The following is a 14799-nucleotide window of genomic DNA, read 5'->3' on the forward strand; positions in this document are numbered from 1 at the left end:
GATGGGGGCCCGCAATGACACTGACGGGCTTCGTGTGGATGTGATCGATGTCGGTCAAGGAGAGAGTATCTTGCTTGAGGGACCCACAGGAGAGACAATGCTCATCGACTCCGGTGATTATCGAGACCGGGGAGAACAGGTTCTCGCCCATCTGGATGATCGTGGAATTGACTCTCTTGATCATCTTGTCGCTACCCATTATGATGCCGATCATATTGGTGGCCATGCAATGATTGTTGAGGAATTTGGGCAAGACAGGATTGGAACGGCATACTGTCCCTCTCAAAAAGGCGTCAACACAAAGAACTCTAAGACAAAGAGCCGGTATAAAGATGCGCTTAAAGCAAATAACCTTGAGGAGATAGCGCTTCACGAAGGGGATTCAATCAATGTTGACGGAATCACTGTGGAGGTGTTGAATCCATCTCCAGAGATAAATAGTAAAAAACAAAACCAAAACAGTCTCGCTCTTCAAGCCACCTACGATGAAAAGAGCGTTCTACTCACGGGAGATGTTGAAGGTGAGGCTGAAACCCGATTAGTCGAAGAGCATGCTGATCAACTCAGTACTGTTGATAGTCTCAAGGTGACCCACCACGGGGCAGAAAATGGAACAGATTCCGAATCACTTGCCCACACACAGCCGGACTCACTGATTATCTCCAGTGGACTGGACAATCGGTATACGACAGAGAAAAACGACTACGATGCGCATCCCCACGACGAGACGCTTAAACGAATCTCCGATCATGAGGATGACATCGATTGCTACTGGACCGCATACCACGGGACGACAAGCCTCCGCATCGAAGACGGTGAGCTACAAATTGAGGCAGCCCACGGCCAGCAAGCGCTCTCAGAAGTCGACCTAGCCGCCCTAAAATACTACGGGCGAGAGCACGATCTCGACAATGAGCAACTGGCCGAGATTGAGGAGTTCCCGTTTGCTGATTTACCAGGGGAGACGCCCAAGTGGGCATGTGAGGCTCCCATTGTCGACACGAGTCAGGCATTGTCACAAGTAGCAGACAACGAGACCGAAACGGAACAGACAGCGCCCCAGACCGAGCAGATAGCGGAGGCCGACGTTGGTGGGATGAACCAGTCCATCAGTGAGAGAATAGATAACGCCACAGACCAAAACGATCTCGAGGGAGCCACCCTCCACGTCACTCCCACCGAGAACACCGATGTCGACGCTTCGTTTAGCGAGGGCGATATCACCCTGTCGATCGCCGATGACGCACAGACGACAGACGGTACCAAAGTTGACATATCACCAAGTGATGATGACTTCGAACTATCGACAGGCGACGATGGGACACTCACAGTAGCGCTTGACGAAGCTACTGGCACTACGATGGAAGTTTCTCCGGGGGCGGAGGATGACGCTGACTTCTCGTTTGGAGATGATCTGACGCTCGCGTTCGATGATAGTGAGGTTCGGGTCTCGCCTGGAGAGGAGGACATTCAGCTGCGTCCCGGCGACGACGGTGCCGTTCAGATGGCTGTTGGCGACGGGTACCTCACCAACGAGCCGAGCAACGACCCGGCGACAGACCAAACCACCGGCGCGACGGGTCTCGATGATACCGAAGAAACGGAACGAGACGAAGCAACAGCGTCAAAGGACACCAAGGAAGCAGCTAACGGATTAGCTACCGAGGCAGTACCTAACGAGAGCACGGACAACGAACCCCAAGAGCCAGAAGAGGGAGTGACAGCGGCCGGAGCAAACGGAGACGACTCATCCGGCGAGTCCGACGTGGATGAGCACACCGTGGACAAGCCTAGCAGCCTTCCACGGTGGATGGATCTCGACTACGATGGTCTCGTATCGTCCGTGGACTCGAACAGTAAATGGGTGGATTCGAAGCCCCCCAAATTTGCCGATCCATGGCTGACAGCGCCGGAACGAGAATCTGACGAACGTACGAACGGGCGTGACCGTGCCACTGAGACCACGCCCCAATCCAATGATGAAAGAAATGCAGACCGCGACGATGCTGACCCCACCCTAACTGACAGTGGACCCAGCAGCGGTGATCCCAGTATCGGATAGGTCTCCGTCACTTTGGTGGATGGCTGGAGAGCATCATGCGTCTCAGTCGTGATCAGTTGGTACAGGCGATCGCTGTTCCTCTGTGGACTCACCCGGTTCGAGTGCTTTTCTCGAAGACTTCTCAGGCAGCGCCGTAGCATCACTACCACTGGCTGGATCAGCTGGCTTGAGCACACTCTCGACGAATTCTCGCGTCGTATCATTCAACATCGAGATATACCCATGCAACCACCCGGCTTGTTTCACGACCACACCCACGCCGGGATCCCAACGGCGGATTTCGCCCGTTGAGAAGGGATGTTCCTCGACCTCCTTGACCTCGCGGCGCTTGCGGTCCCAGCTGTCTTTTCCGACGTGCTGGGTGTACTCCGAGAAGTCCTCTCCGATCGCTGAACGATAAAATTCGACGGTTTGAGGATCGTTCGGCCGTAGTAGGATCATCGATACTAGCCCCGCCAGAATCGCCTCCCCTCCGGACTCTCCGTAGTTCTCGTACAGTTGTTGAACGGACTGAAGAGTCACGAGCGTCACAACTTGCTCCCCACGCCCGACGTTGACGAGTTCCTCCAGCCGTCGGAGATGCGGAATCTGGGCAAACTCATCCAACACGAAATACGAATACTCATCCGTGTCTTGCATCGCAAACATTGCGGCGTGATCGATCAGAAATCGAAAGATCGGTTTCGTTGCCTGTCCAGACTCTTTCGGGAAATCGAGTACGATCGGAACTCCTTGTGGATCGTTAGTATGCTCACGAAGCGAAAAACCCCTCCCGTCGTCTGGTTCGTCTCCGAAATCCCCAACAAACACCTTGTTGACGACACGCTGGACCGACGCATACACGCCCTGGGCCTGTTTGGGACTCGCCTCCACGTCAATGGCCGATGCGGCCGCCTGGAACTCCGAGTACTCGTTTAAATCCTCATACACCTCTTGAACCCCCCGTGTCTGGAAATAGTAGCGCACTGCCGCATTCGAGAGGTTCTCCTTGTCGCTCCGGTGTAACATCATCTTCAGGCAGGCGGCGAACACTTGCCGGGCCATATCGTCGAAGAAGTCGTTGTCGCCACCGCTCAGTTGGGGGAAGAGTGCACGAGCGAATTCATCAACATCGTGATTCGAATCGAACTCTCGAAAAAGGTTCCAGATATGTGTCGAACCTTCCATCGATATTTTAATATAATCGACATTGATGGAGTCAAAGAATTCTTGGAAATCAGACTTGTGATCGTACACCAACACCAACGAATCCTGGTCAAACAATAGCTGTTGGACGAGATGTTTCGCAGCTTCGGTTTTTCCCGAGCCAGGTGCCCCAGCGACGAGAATCGAGCGCTTGGGCAGATCAACGCTTCCAGCCCACTGATCGAGCAAGCCGATTCCTTCACTCGTATTTTCGATATCCATATTAATAACCAGCCCATCGCCCAATCCCTTCCAATACCGATACGCGTGATATCGACCACGACAGAACCACATGAGCGACAGCCCAGCCAGCACACCCCAAAGCACTGTTACCGGAATCAACTGGATGGAACGCACCCATATCCCAAACAAGCCCAGTCCGAGGAGCACCAGAAACGGCACGATCGTCCAATGAACTGCGCGCAGCGGATCGAAGATCGAGGATACTCCGCGCCAAAACGGACTCCACATCGGCCGCTCAACGAAGAGTGGACCAACTGCTAACACGACAAGTCCAGCTAGTATCCACAGGCTGACAGCACTCGCAATCTCCATCAGAGTCCCCCCATATATTGTTTTTTGCTGACATTGATATCAAAGCTAGATAAAAACAGTTTGGGAACAATGCTTGCCGTCGATCGTGGGCGGTTATGTTTGAGTAATCGTGGCGAATGTATTTTAAATCGAAGTGCTTGGTCACTCATGTAGTCCCAACTTCACTCAATTCAAACATATATCCTATGATTCTGTTGTTTGTGTCTTCGACCGAACGTTATTCGTTGGACGATAGATAGTTCACGAACCAACGAAATAGTCGGACTGTTCGAACGGTTCGGTTTCTCCTTCGACGCCGGTCACGTCGAGCACCGTCACGACAGCGTCCACGCTCAGCAGTCCAGCGAGGCTCGGCTCGGTCCGTCCCTCATCACCACTGATGAGTTCTTTGACGTACAGGCCACCTTCCCCGTGGAGTTCGACCGTTCCGTGGTACTCGTCTGTGACTTCGCCCTCGATATCGTACACTGTTCGCGTTCGATCGATGTCGGCCCGTCGGTGGTCGACGCGGTTGGGTGTGCGCTGCTCGACTGTCGCACCCTCAAGCGCGCCGAGCGCATCCTGGAACGCTGCCGTGTCGATCGGCGCGTCGAATTCTACCTCCATTCGGTACGTCTTCGAGGCGTCTAATTGCTTGACGCGTTCGACCATTTCGTGTGTGGCGGCCCGGAGTCCGGACACCTCGACGGCGTCGGCTTGCTCGTTGATTTCCGTTTCGAGTCGATCGAGATCCACAGATCGCTTGCGCGGTTCGTCGATTTCGATGACGAACGGACGACCGTCCCCGAGCATCCGGGCATCGACATCCTCGCGCCCAGCGCCGTGAAAGACCGCATCGCTGCCGTCCATCGCCTCTTGAAGAAGCGGTGCCGTCTGCTGTTCGACGCTCGTTCCGTACCGATAGCCGGTCCCCTCACACGCCGCACACCGTTTTCCCCGGCGCATGCCCGTCTGACCACAGTCCGAACACGGCCACTTCGTTTGAGGCACGTCGCGTTTGAGCTTGCGATACCGCCCGTAAACGAACGCCGAGTTCACCTGCAGTTCGATCTCATCGGTCGCCAGATCGATGAGGACGAGCGCGTCGGGACGCTCCAGATCGACCTCGCCGTCGATCGCTGCCCCGATCCGTTTTCCGACTTCGCGGTTGAGTTCGCGTTTCAACGGTTCGCCTGCCGCCGCTTCGAGTCCTACGTCCTCACGCAACAACCGATCGTTCTCTTCGAGCAACGGCGGAACGCGCGTTCCGACTTGGTAGGTATCGATCTCCCATCCCTCGAGCATCCTGATCGCCCGCTCCGCAAACGAGTCAACACGGGCGGACTCGCCTTCACAAACCCAACACGACTCTTCGTCTGCGTGTGGCTCGTACGGATGATCGTCAGCAAGAGCAACGGTGATCCGAAGCGAACGACCGCGCTGGGTGTTCGTGAGACCGAACCCCCGATCAGCGACGAGTCGGCCAAGACAAGGATCACAAAGCGGGCCAGTATCCAGTGCCGCCCGAGTAAGCGCAAGAAGGTCCATGGTGTTAGTATCACCAATCGCGCCGAAGGCTTGGTCCTTCCGAGTCCAACTCACACGACGGCGTCGTGTTCTCTCCGAGCGTGCTCTCTGAGTTGCTCGGCCGACTCGAACGTCATTCCACAACTGCATCGGTGTTTTATTGTCACCGTTTTGTTAGACCCGTTGGTGGCCATATTTCCCCCTTGGGCCGCACCGATTTGTACGTTATGTTTTTTCATACCATCATGGCTCTTTCGGCGGTGGGGAGCAAGAGCCGGTGCGTTCGAGGATCACAGTGTACTGATTCCGACCGAAATCCTGCGGGTCACCATACTGGATCGATCTGGGATTCACGCCAACACCGAGGAGATCCAGCCAGCCGTTTCGCTGGGGGGGTTGGTCGAGGAACGCTGGACGAGGACCGAACGTCGCTGCGACGGAGTAGGGATAGGTGTCCTCGGCAAGCAACGCCCTGTAATAGTCGGTCTGTCCTGACCAGGAGAGCCGTTCGGCTCGGACGTTCCAGTCGTCCGGAGCGAGATGGAGAATGCCGTTGTGATAGGTTAGCTCGATGTACTCCGGACAACGCTGGGGCATCTCCTGTATCCACCCGGTGTAGGTCTCCCGCGCCACGGGATCACCGTTTTCGTTCATGTGTTCGTATCGAGGGCGGCTGACAGTCATCCCGTGAGGAATAGCAGCCTCTTGGGGATCGGCCACGTACGTTTCGATCACCGCGTCCTCATCGGCGTGTGTCTGGAGCCAGTCGGTTGCCTCGTCTCGGGGTTGGGTCGCGTAGCCAAGCACGCCGATCCCGGCGTACACGCTGCTCGAAACCACGAGCACAGCGATGATCGGGCGGGCAAGAGAGCGGTCGTGATCGTGAAGACGCGCCAACCCCACCCCCACGAGGAGAACGACCAACGGAAACGTCAGCAGGAGGTGATGGGTTCGAATGTAGGACCAGCGAGCGAACACTATCAGAAGCGTCGTGATACAGACCAACGACAGCACGACGCCGTTGGTTTCGGACGATCGCTTCCAGAGACGGGGGACGCTCATCGCCACACTGGCGAGTCCTGCGCTGAACAACGGCAGTCCTAGCCCGTCGAGATAGCCACGGAGAAGCCACCACCAGCTTGGTCTGTCGAGCCAGCCGTAAACGTTGCTTTTGTTCGACGTGCCGCGGTCCATCCGATGAATGATCCGTTCGATTCCGTCACCAAACACACTGGGATAGCCGACGACGATGACTGTCACACCGAGGATCAGTCCGAGGCCCAACAGTCCCGGTCGTACCAGTGCATCACTCCACTCCGTGTCAGGTTCGAATCCGTACAGGACGTACGCGACACCGAGCAGAATCACTCCAATACCGGCGGTGAGTTTGAACGCGATGCCCAATCCACCAAACACACAGCCAGCCAGAAACACCGCCCGATCACCTGTCTCGGCGTATCGGAGCGCACAGTATACGACGAGCAAGAAGCACAGCAGCGCGGGAACGTCTTCCCCGACCTCGTGGGCCATGGCGAGAAATCCCCACGTGACCGTCAACAGGAACGCCGATAGCCGCCCAGCGAGACGGTCACGCATCGTAACTCCGATCCGGTAGGTGACGTAGACGCACGCGATAGCCACCACGACGTTGATGAGACGTGCGAATAACAACCCCCACGTCCAGATCCAACGCGGCGTATCGAGCCAGTGTGCCCACAGGTCGAACGCTTGTTGCTCGGGCAGCGTCGTGAACGCCTCGAGCTGTCCGAATACGACGGCTGCGGCGAACACCGGCAAAAGAGCGATGCCGAAGAGATAAAACGACGCTCCGTACGCTCGTCCCCGCGCGATCCCGTCGAGGAATGATTCCAACGTCGGCTCCTCGACGTAGTATCCGACGGCGACCATCACGTTGTTGATGCGCCACCGCTCATCGCGCGTTGCGAAGTTCGGAATCCGATGCCAAAACCAAAAACCCGCGAATACCGCGGCTGCTACCAGAATATACGGAAGATACGGATCCGTCTTGAGATCGTCAGTAACCTGCTGTTTCGCCCGTCCCAGCAGGTCACCCATCGCACGCCACATACAGGCGCTTCAACGAGGAGTGCATATAAACGATGTTAGTTTGACTTTTCGGCTTCTGGGCTGTGGTTTCCGAGAATGACGGAACGATCGGACGAACGTTTTTATTATCAGTTGTTCTTTCCCACCGTATGAGGTTCGTAATTGTGGGCTACGGACGGGTTGGTATCAGAACGGCGGACATCCTCCGGTTAGAGGACCACGAAGTCGTGATCGTCGATACCGATCCGGAAAAGGTCGAGCGCGCCAAAGAGGAAGGATTCGAGGTGTACGCCGGTAGTGGGGATGAGGAATCAGTATTGCTGGAAGCTGGCGTCGAGTCCGCCGACGCGGTCGGCGGGATGACCGGCGATCTGAACGTGAACCTCAGCGCGTGCGTTATCGCGGATCAATACGACTGTCGGACGGTACTCCGGATCGACGACGACTATCACGCCGACATCTACGAGAAGTACGCCGCGGAGGTAGACGAAGTGGTGTATCCCGAACGGTTGGGAGCAGCAGGAGCGAAAACTGCCCTGCACGGGGGTGATTTCGATGTGCTCGGAGCACTGACGGAGAACGTATCGGCCGGGAGCGTCACCGTCGGTGAAGATGCGGCCATCATCGGGGACCGCGTCGTGGGTGTCGACTTGCCCGGAGAGTCGCTCATCTACGCCCACGGCCGGGAGGGCGAATCGATGACGATCCCGCTCCCACAGACGACGATCGAAGCCGGGGATACGATCGCGTTCATGGCCGATCCCGATCTCGTTTCTGAGGTTCGCGGGCTGCTCAGCGGCTGAGAACGCTTTAGCGACCGATGAACGTTTGCCCCTAGAGAACGACCGGGGACGTATGAGCTGGGAAGCGCTGTTCGACTGTGCCGATGTGTACGACGTGACTGTCGAAGAGATCGAGTCCGCGCTCAGTGCCCGTCGGGATGACTGAGATAACGCGAATCGTTGTCGACAGCGACGTGCTCGCGGCGGATCTCCTCGTCGGGGGGAGTGCCCGTGAGGCGCTCGACATCATCCGGTCGCATTCGTGGATCGAACTGATAGCGAGCGATCCCCTCCTCGCCGATGCTCGCGCGGTAATCGCGGAGCTCGCTTCCGAGGAGCTTGCTGTGGCGTGGTACGAGACGATCGAACCCGAACGGTCGGCCGTCGATCACCCATCCGGGGATCATCCCGCGCTTGCCTCAGCGTACCACGGAAACGCGGCCCACATCCTTTCGTTCGACGATCGCCTCAGGAGCGCGGAAACCGGAATCGAGATCAGAAAACGAGTGGAAACGAGCGTCAAACATCCCGACGCGTTCGTCGCCCTCTTCGATCCCGAACGCTTCTATGAAGTCGCCTTCGACGAACCGTATCCGGGACCGGATCGCTCTCGAAACTGAACGTTACGATCGGCGACGGACCGCGAACAACGCCGTCACGAAGAGAGCGACGATCGCAGCCGGACCAGTGAACTCGGTCCGAACACACTGGTTTGATCGTCGTCGGTTTGGACCCCGACCCGTCCGGTTCAGGGGTGGCAGTAGCGTCCTCGGCGTCAGACGACGAATCCGATCTCTGGCAGTTCTTTTGTGGGTGCCTCGCTAGCGGGTACATAAATCGTGTCCTGCATCCCTCGAGTTACCTCAGCAACCGATTCAACCTTGAGGGCATACTCTCCGGATTGGGACGCGGTCGTTGAAAGCCTCGTTGTCCCAACATCCCGGTGTGCGTTGCTACTGTCCAGTTCCGTTTCGTTCTTGGAGTACCGATCGATCTCCTTGCTGACTAAGCTCACCGCCTGTGGATGTTCCAGTGATCGGCATTGCGAATTCCTGCACGTCGTTCGGTTCGTTTGCTTCCTTACTGTTGGCGGCTACGAACGACGGGACTGTCAATCCAACCACGAACAGCACAACAAACACGGCAGTGCCAATGCGTAGTGGACGTAATCTGAAATCTATTTATCTATGTATTAATTTCTATATTAGTATTTTCTGTAATATTTAGAAACGGGCAACAGTTACGAATGCGGGGCAAACGGAGACCTCTTGGTGTCTAGAGCAAAATCTGCCGTCGTAGAGAGAGTAGCAACTGGTCCAGTGTGTGTCTGTGAAGCGTCAGCGGACATCCGAGTCTGCGGTAATGGTCGTCCCCGGCCCCCGACACTGCCGAAAGAATCACCAACAACTAGAAGAACTGACCCCCTACCGCTCGGCAAACCACTCCGCGAACTTGGCGAGCGCACGCCCCCGGTGTGAGATAGCGTTTTTCTCGTCAATCGACATCTCCGCGAACGTCGTGCCGTCGTGTTCGAAGATGGGATCGTAGCCGAAGCCGCCGGTGCCTCGTGGCTCGACGATCCGGCCGGGGATTGCCCCCTCGAACAGTTTGACCGGCACGCCCGTCGCGTCAACGGTGTCGTCAGTCGCCGCGGTGGCGCGTTCCTCGACGGCCAGATCGTCGCCGCGCCGCCCTCGATCGACCGAGTCGGGTGTGGCCGAAAACGGCTCACCGTCGCAGTAGGCGATCACACACCGGAACGTGGCTCGGCTCGCTCCAGCGTCCAGAGCCAGACGGCCGACGCGTTCGATGCCCAAGGTGTCTTCTGCGAATGCGGAGTACGGACCGGGAAAACCGTCGAGTCCGTCGATGAACAGTCCCGCGTCATCAACGATGACCGGCTCGCCGACGTGGTCGAATGCCGCGCGCGCGCCATCCACGGCGATCGGAGCGAGCGTTTCGGACTGGATTTCGGGATAGTCGTAGTCGAAAGCCGTCACTGCATCGTCACCGAGATACTCGCGTGCCTCTCGAACCTTCCCGGGGTTCGTTGTCACGTAGTGAAGCATACTAACCGCTCGAACGCCGTTCAGAAAATGACCATCGGTTCCCAGTTCAGTCGACGATAACCTCGACCGGCTCGTCGTCACTCGCCGGCTCATCCTCCTCTCCGCTTTGTTGTTGGTAAAACAGAGCGCCCGCTACGGCGAGGACGATCCACGACCGCCAGTTGGAAAGGTTCAGTGTGTATCCGATCCCAAACGGCTTTTCGACCAACATACCTTCATCGGGACGCCAGTAGGCCGACAGCATCCGACCGAGACTCGGACGCTCAAAATTGTACGGCACACCGAACAGTTCACCCGATTGTGGCTTATCGACCATAATCTGTGGTATGTCCGGCATGGTTAAACCATTTACCACAACTTGTCATCAGTTATGAAGTTCTCGCAGTCCGGGCGAGGGTATTTTTACGATTGGTACCGACCACGTCCTTCGATCGTTCGTAGTTGATCGATGACTGTTGGATCGCCAGCATCGCGGTAGGCATCTTCGAACGCTTCGATCAGGGGATCTGGGGTGAGCGCCGTTCCAGCGATGCTTTGAGAGAACACGTGGAGATCCATTGCGTGATCCTCAGTCGCCTCGGAGTGGTATGCGAGTCCGAAATCGATGAGCCACGTTCGATCGCCGACACGAACGTTTCTGGTCGTGGGATCGCCGTGGACGATGTCCGCCGCGTGAAGCGTGGCGAGAAGGCGTCCCACATCCCGCACACGGGCTTCAGTCGGATCGTCACGGAGGTCTACGGTTCCAACGTGTTCAAAGACGATCCGAGGCTCTCGTTCGTCCACATCCTTGAGCACTGGCGTCGACACACCGATCCGTCGCGCATCGCTCGTCACCCGGGCCTCCGCACGGGTGCGTTCCCGACGAAGCCGCTCGTCGAGGTCGGGATGTCTGTAGGCCTTCGGAACCCGCGTTTTGACCACGTTCCCGTCGTCGATCTCGACAGTTGCCTCTGCCCCGCGCTGGGGATCGTCAGTGACTGAGCTCGTTGTTTCTGTCGAACGACGATCGGAGCCAGTCCGCCACGTGACGGGCACCTCATCAGGACGAAAGTTCGGACGCACACGGGAATCCTCGATAGAGATATCATCGCCGACAGCAGCCATTTTCGCCCCGAGCACCGCGATCATGCCGGCGTTGTCTCGGAGAAAGCGTGGTTCCGGGGCGTAAAATGACGCTCCTCGCGCAGCACACATCGTTTCGAGCATTTCCCGAAGACGGTCGTTCTGTCCGACGCCTCCACCGAGAACGAGTTCGTCCGCCCCTGTCAACGACAGCGCCCGCTCTGAGACCTCCGTGAGCATCGCGAAGATCGTTTCTTGGAGCGAAAAGCAGACGTCCTCGATCGCCACACCGTCGTCGTAGGTTTCCTTGGCCGCGCTCATGATCCCCGAGAAGGAGAAATCCATTCCCTTGACCACGTAGGGCAGATCGACGTAGTCGCCGTCGGCCGCCGCGGCTTCGACCTTTGGACCACCGGGGTGTGACCAGCCGACGTGGCGAGTGAACTTATCGATCGCGTTGCCGACACCGGTGTCCATCGTTTCCCCGAGCACGCGATACCGACCGTTGTGATAGCCGAGAATGTGAGCGTTGGCACCGCTCGCGTTCAAACACACCGGAGCGTCGAATCCCGACCGGTGGCGACCGATTTCGAGGTGAGCGAGCATGTGGTTGACGCCGACAAGTGGGACGTCGAGCGTTCCCGCCAGTGCCCGCCCAGCGGTCCCGACGATACGGAGACACGGTCCGAGTCCCGGCCCTCGAGAAAAGGCGACGACATCGATCTCGTCGGTCGAATCGCGGGCACGACCAACCACCTCGGGGATCGCTTCGCGCATGTGCTCTGCGGCTTCGCGGGGATGAATACCGCCGCTCTCCGGTTGGTACTCGTCGGTGAAAATTGACACCGTTTCAGTCGTTGAATCGTACACTGCGGCACTCGCGGCCCACGCAGTTCCCTCGATACCGAGAACGCGCATCTGTTTTTCAGTTTCTGGCCGTCGGATCAGGCCTCTTCAGTCTCGGTCTCTGGGTCCGTTTCGGCACCGATCTTGTTTCGGTCGAGCATGTACGACTGCTCAACGTCTCGTGCGTGTTCGGCAGTCTGATACACTTTGGCGTATCCGATGGTTTTTCGCATCCCGTATTTCGTGTCGAGTTTGTGAATAACGACCTCGTCGGCGTCTTTGTTCATCATGGCCGCGAGACTGTCGCGTACCGACAGTCGCGATGGCGTTGCTTCCTCGTGAACGACCCGAAACTGAACATCCGAACGGTGTAACATCGGGTTGTCCTCTTCGTTGATGATTTCGATGTCCATGTTACCGATACTTGCCTCCGAAACAGCTAAAAGGATTTCGAAGCACTAACCGTTCGGTGTGATGACGGCACGGCCCTCGATCTCACGGTGTTCGAGTTTCTCTGCGACGGTATTGATCTCCGCAAGTGGGTAGTGAGTGGTGTGGAGTTCGACGTCGCCCCGATCGACGAGCGCCATGAGTTCCTGTAACTCGGTGTACCGACCGACGAGCGTTCCACGGTAGGCGAGTTCGCCATCGACGAGTGCCTGTGCGGGTTGATGGACGTGGCCACCGTATCCGACGACGTGGTAATCGCCGCCCGACGCGACGATATCTGGACCGGTCGCAGTCGTCTCGTCGCTTCCGACGAAATCGAGCACCTGAGTGGCTCCCGTTCCGTCCGTTATCGAATCGATGGCCGAGACGAGGGCTTCGTCGCTCGAATTGATAGTGTGATCGACGCCGAGGCGCTCGGCCAGATCGAGGGCGTCCTGTTTGATGTCAACAGCGACGACCGTGGCGGCCGACATCGCCAAGAGACACTGGACTCCGATGTGACCGAGTCCACCGACGCCGATGATGACGGCAGTCGATCCGGGAACGAGCTCGGTGGTCGCCTTCTTCACGGCGTGGTAGGCGGTGATGCCTGCGTCGGCGTGGGGTGCGATCTCTGCTGAATCGACGCCATCGGGAAGCGTGATCACCGACCGCTCGTTGGTGAGCAGATACTCCGCAAACCCCCCATCGGTGCTCAGCCCGGGAAACGCGAGGTTCTCACAGTACATGTCCTCGCCGAGCCGACAGGACCGACACACCCCACACGTCCGAACGGGATGACAGATGACCTGATCGCCTTCCATCACCGTCGTCACCCCATCGCCCACCTCAACGACGGTGCCCGCGTTCTCGTGACCCAGCGTCATCGGCAGCTCTTGAGAGACGTACTCCGCCCACATCCCCTCGATGACGTGATTGTCGGTCTGGCACCACCCAGCTCCGTCGATCTCGATGAGCAGCGTGGTGGGATCGGTCACCGTCGGCCGGTCGATCTCATCGATGCTAAGCGCACTACTCATCTCATCGGTGTACTCGTGGAGGCGTGCAGCTTGCATGATAATATCTAACAAAGGCCGCAAAGGAGTAAAAGATATCGTTCGATTATTCTATATATCTATCGCTTCGAAAGTCATTTGTTACCGTGCAACACACTAGGGAACGGGATGTACCACCACGAGGGAGAGGACGTGTTCATCCTCGATTCGCACATCCACCTCTGGGACGCGAGCGAGGAGAACATCGACCACGAGGGGGGAGAGCAGTTCATACAGTGTTTTTATGACTATCACACGGCGTTCACACCGGAAGAACACCAATGGGATCTCGAAACGTACCGGCAGTACGGGCCGGAGAAGATGGTCAGAGATCTCTTCCGGGATGGGTACGTCGACATGGGAATCTTTCAGCCGACGTATCTCACGGATTTCTACGCGGAAGGGTTCAACACGACCGATCAGAACGCCGAGCTTGCGACTGAGTATCCCGAGCGGTTCGTTCTCAACGGACAGTTTGATCCCCGCGACGGAGATGCGGGACTCCAGGAGCTCGAACGACTGAAAGATGACTACGGGATTCAAGGGGTGAAACTGTACACGGCGGAGTGGCGCGGCGACTCGAAGGGATGGCGGTTGGATTCGCCTGAAGCATTCGAATACCTCGAAAAATGCGCCGAGCTCGGTATCACGAACATCCATCCACACAAGGGACCAACGATCAGACCGCTCAACCGGGACGCGTTCGACGTGGCCGACGTGGACGATGCCGCCACGTCGTTTCCCGAGTTGAACTTCATCGTCGAGCACGTCGGATTACCGCGACTGGACGATTTCTGTTTCATCGCTGCCCAAGAGCCGAACGTGTACGGCGGGCTCGCGGTCGCCGCACCGTTCGCACAGAATCGCCCGCGGAAATTCGGTGAGATCATGGGCGAGTTGCTGTTCTGGCTCGGGGAGGATAAGCTCCTGTTCGGTTCGGACTACGCGCTATGGGAACCAGACTGGCTAGTACCGACGGTGATGAACGCCGAACTCACGCCCGAGCAACGCGAGGAGTATGGGGTCTCGCTCACGACCGACGTCAAAAAGAAGATCATGGGGGAAAACGCCGCGGAGCTGTATGACATCGACATCAAGGAGAAAAAGCGAACGCTGCAAAACGACGCCATCAGTCAGCAGTTCGCTCTCGAGGACGGCGAAACCGCCGCGGATTGATC

Annotated in this window: 13 protein-coding genes; 4 read left to right on the forward strand and 9 right to left on the reverse strand. The window is 57.4% G+C overall.

The window, feature by feature from the left end; genetic code table 11:
- The first annotated feature begins 1 nt into the window (after window position 1).
- Window positions 2-2062 (forward strand): MBL fold metallo-hydrolase, encoded by a 2061-nt coding sequence (locus MW046_RS04565; RefSeq protein ID WP_247994385.1) that lies wholly within the window; start codon window positions 2-4, stop codon window positions 2060-2062.
- 42 nt (window positions 2063-2104) lie between these two features.
- Here MW046_RS04565 and MW046_RS04570 read toward each other — a convergent pair whose 3' ends face one another.
- From MW046_RS04570 to MW046_RS04580, 3 genes are all read right to left on the reverse strand, one after another.
- Window positions 2105-3802, reverse strand: a complete 1698-nt coding sequence (locus MW046_RS04570) for a type IV secretory system conjugative DNA transfer family protein (RefSeq protein ID WP_247994386.1) — start codon at window positions 3800-3802, stop codon at window positions 2105-2107.
- Between the two features lie 240 nt (window positions 3803-4042).
- Entirely contained in the window at window positions 4043-5329 is a 1287-nt protein-coding gene (locus MW046_RS04575; RefSeq protein ID WP_247994805.1) for a tRNA pseudouridine(54/55) synthase Pus10, read from the reverse strand.
- A 222-nt stretch (window positions 5330-5551) separates the two neighbouring features.
- Entirely contained in the window at window positions 5552-7396 is a 1845-nt protein-coding gene (locus tag MW046_RS04580) for an ArnT family glycosyltransferase (protein ID WP_247994387.1), read from the reverse strand.
- A gap of 128 nt (window positions 7397-7524) precedes the next feature.
- Here MW046_RS04580 and MW046_RS04585 point away from each other — a divergent pair, with 128 nt between their 5' ends.
- On the forward strand, window positions 7525-8178 hold the full coding sequence (locus tag MW046_RS04585; RefSeq protein WP_247994388.1) for a potassium channel family protein: 654 nt from the start codon (window positions 7525-7527) through the stop codon (window positions 8176-8178).
- Window positions 8179-8315: 137 nt separating this feature from the next.
- The gene (locus MW046_RS04590) at window positions 8316-8777 is read left to right on the forward strand and encodes a DUF7384 family protein (protein ID WP_247994389.1); all 462 of its coding nucleotides are present in this window, start codon (window positions 8316-8318) and stop codon (window positions 8775-8777) included.
- Window positions 8778-8932: 155 nt separating this feature from the next.
- On the opposite strand, the gene MW046_RS04595 is transcribed toward MW046_RS04590, so the two are convergent.
- The 6 genes from MW046_RS04595 to MW046_RS04620 all read right to left on the reverse strand — a co-directional run bounded on the left by MW046_RS04595 (window position 8933) and on the right by MW046_RS04620 (window position 13642).
- Window positions 8933-9172 (reverse strand): hypothetical protein, encoded by a 240-nt coding sequence (locus MW046_RS04595; protein ID WP_247994390.1) that lies wholly within the window; start codon window positions 9170-9172, stop codon window positions 8933-8935.
- Window positions 9173-9581: 409 nt separating this feature from the next.
- Window positions 9582-10226 (reverse strand): non-canonical purine NTP pyrophosphatase, encoded by a 645-nt coding sequence (locus MW046_RS04600; protein WP_247994391.1) that lies wholly within the window; start codon window positions 10224-10226, stop codon window positions 9582-9584.
- Between the two features lie 46 nt (window positions 10227-10272).
- Complete coding sequence (locus tag MW046_RS04605) at window positions 10273-10542, reverse strand: DUF5808 domain-containing protein (RefSeq protein WP_247994392.1); 270 nt, start codon at window positions 10540-10542, stop codon at window positions 10273-10275.
- 86 nt (window positions 10543-10628) lie between these two features.
- Entirely contained in the window at window positions 10629-12209 is a 1581-nt protein-coding gene (locus MW046_RS04610; protein WP_247994393.1) for a bifunctional N(6)-L-threonylcarbamoyladenine synthase/serine/threonine protein kinase, read from the reverse strand.
- Window positions 12210-12235: 26 nt separating this feature from the next.
- Complete coding sequence (locus MW046_RS04615) at window positions 12236-12550, reverse strand: 30S ribosomal protein S24e (RefSeq protein ID WP_247994394.1); 315 nt, start codon at window positions 12548-12550, stop codon at window positions 12236-12238.
- Window positions 12551-12595: 45 nt separating this feature from the next.
- A complete protein-coding gene (locus MW046_RS04620; RefSeq protein ID WP_247994395.1) occupies window positions 12596-13642 on the reverse strand; it encodes an NAD(P)-dependent alcohol dehydrogenase in 1047 nt (348 codons plus the stop codon).
- A gap of 108 nt (window positions 13643-13750) precedes the next feature.
- On the opposite strand from MW046_RS04620, the gene MW046_RS04625 reads away from it, so the two are divergent.
- Window positions 13751-14797 (forward strand): amidohydrolase family protein, encoded by a 1047-nt coding sequence (locus tag MW046_RS04625; protein ID WP_247994396.1) that lies wholly within the window; start codon window positions 13751-13753, stop codon window positions 14795-14797.
- Window positions 14798-14799 lie beyond the last annotated feature (2 nt).

The sequence above is a fragment of the Halocatena salina genome (genome assembly GCF_023115355.1).
GTDB classification, from domain to species: Archaea; Halobacteriota; Halobacteria; order Halobacteriales; family Haloarculaceae; genus Halocatena; species Halocatena salina.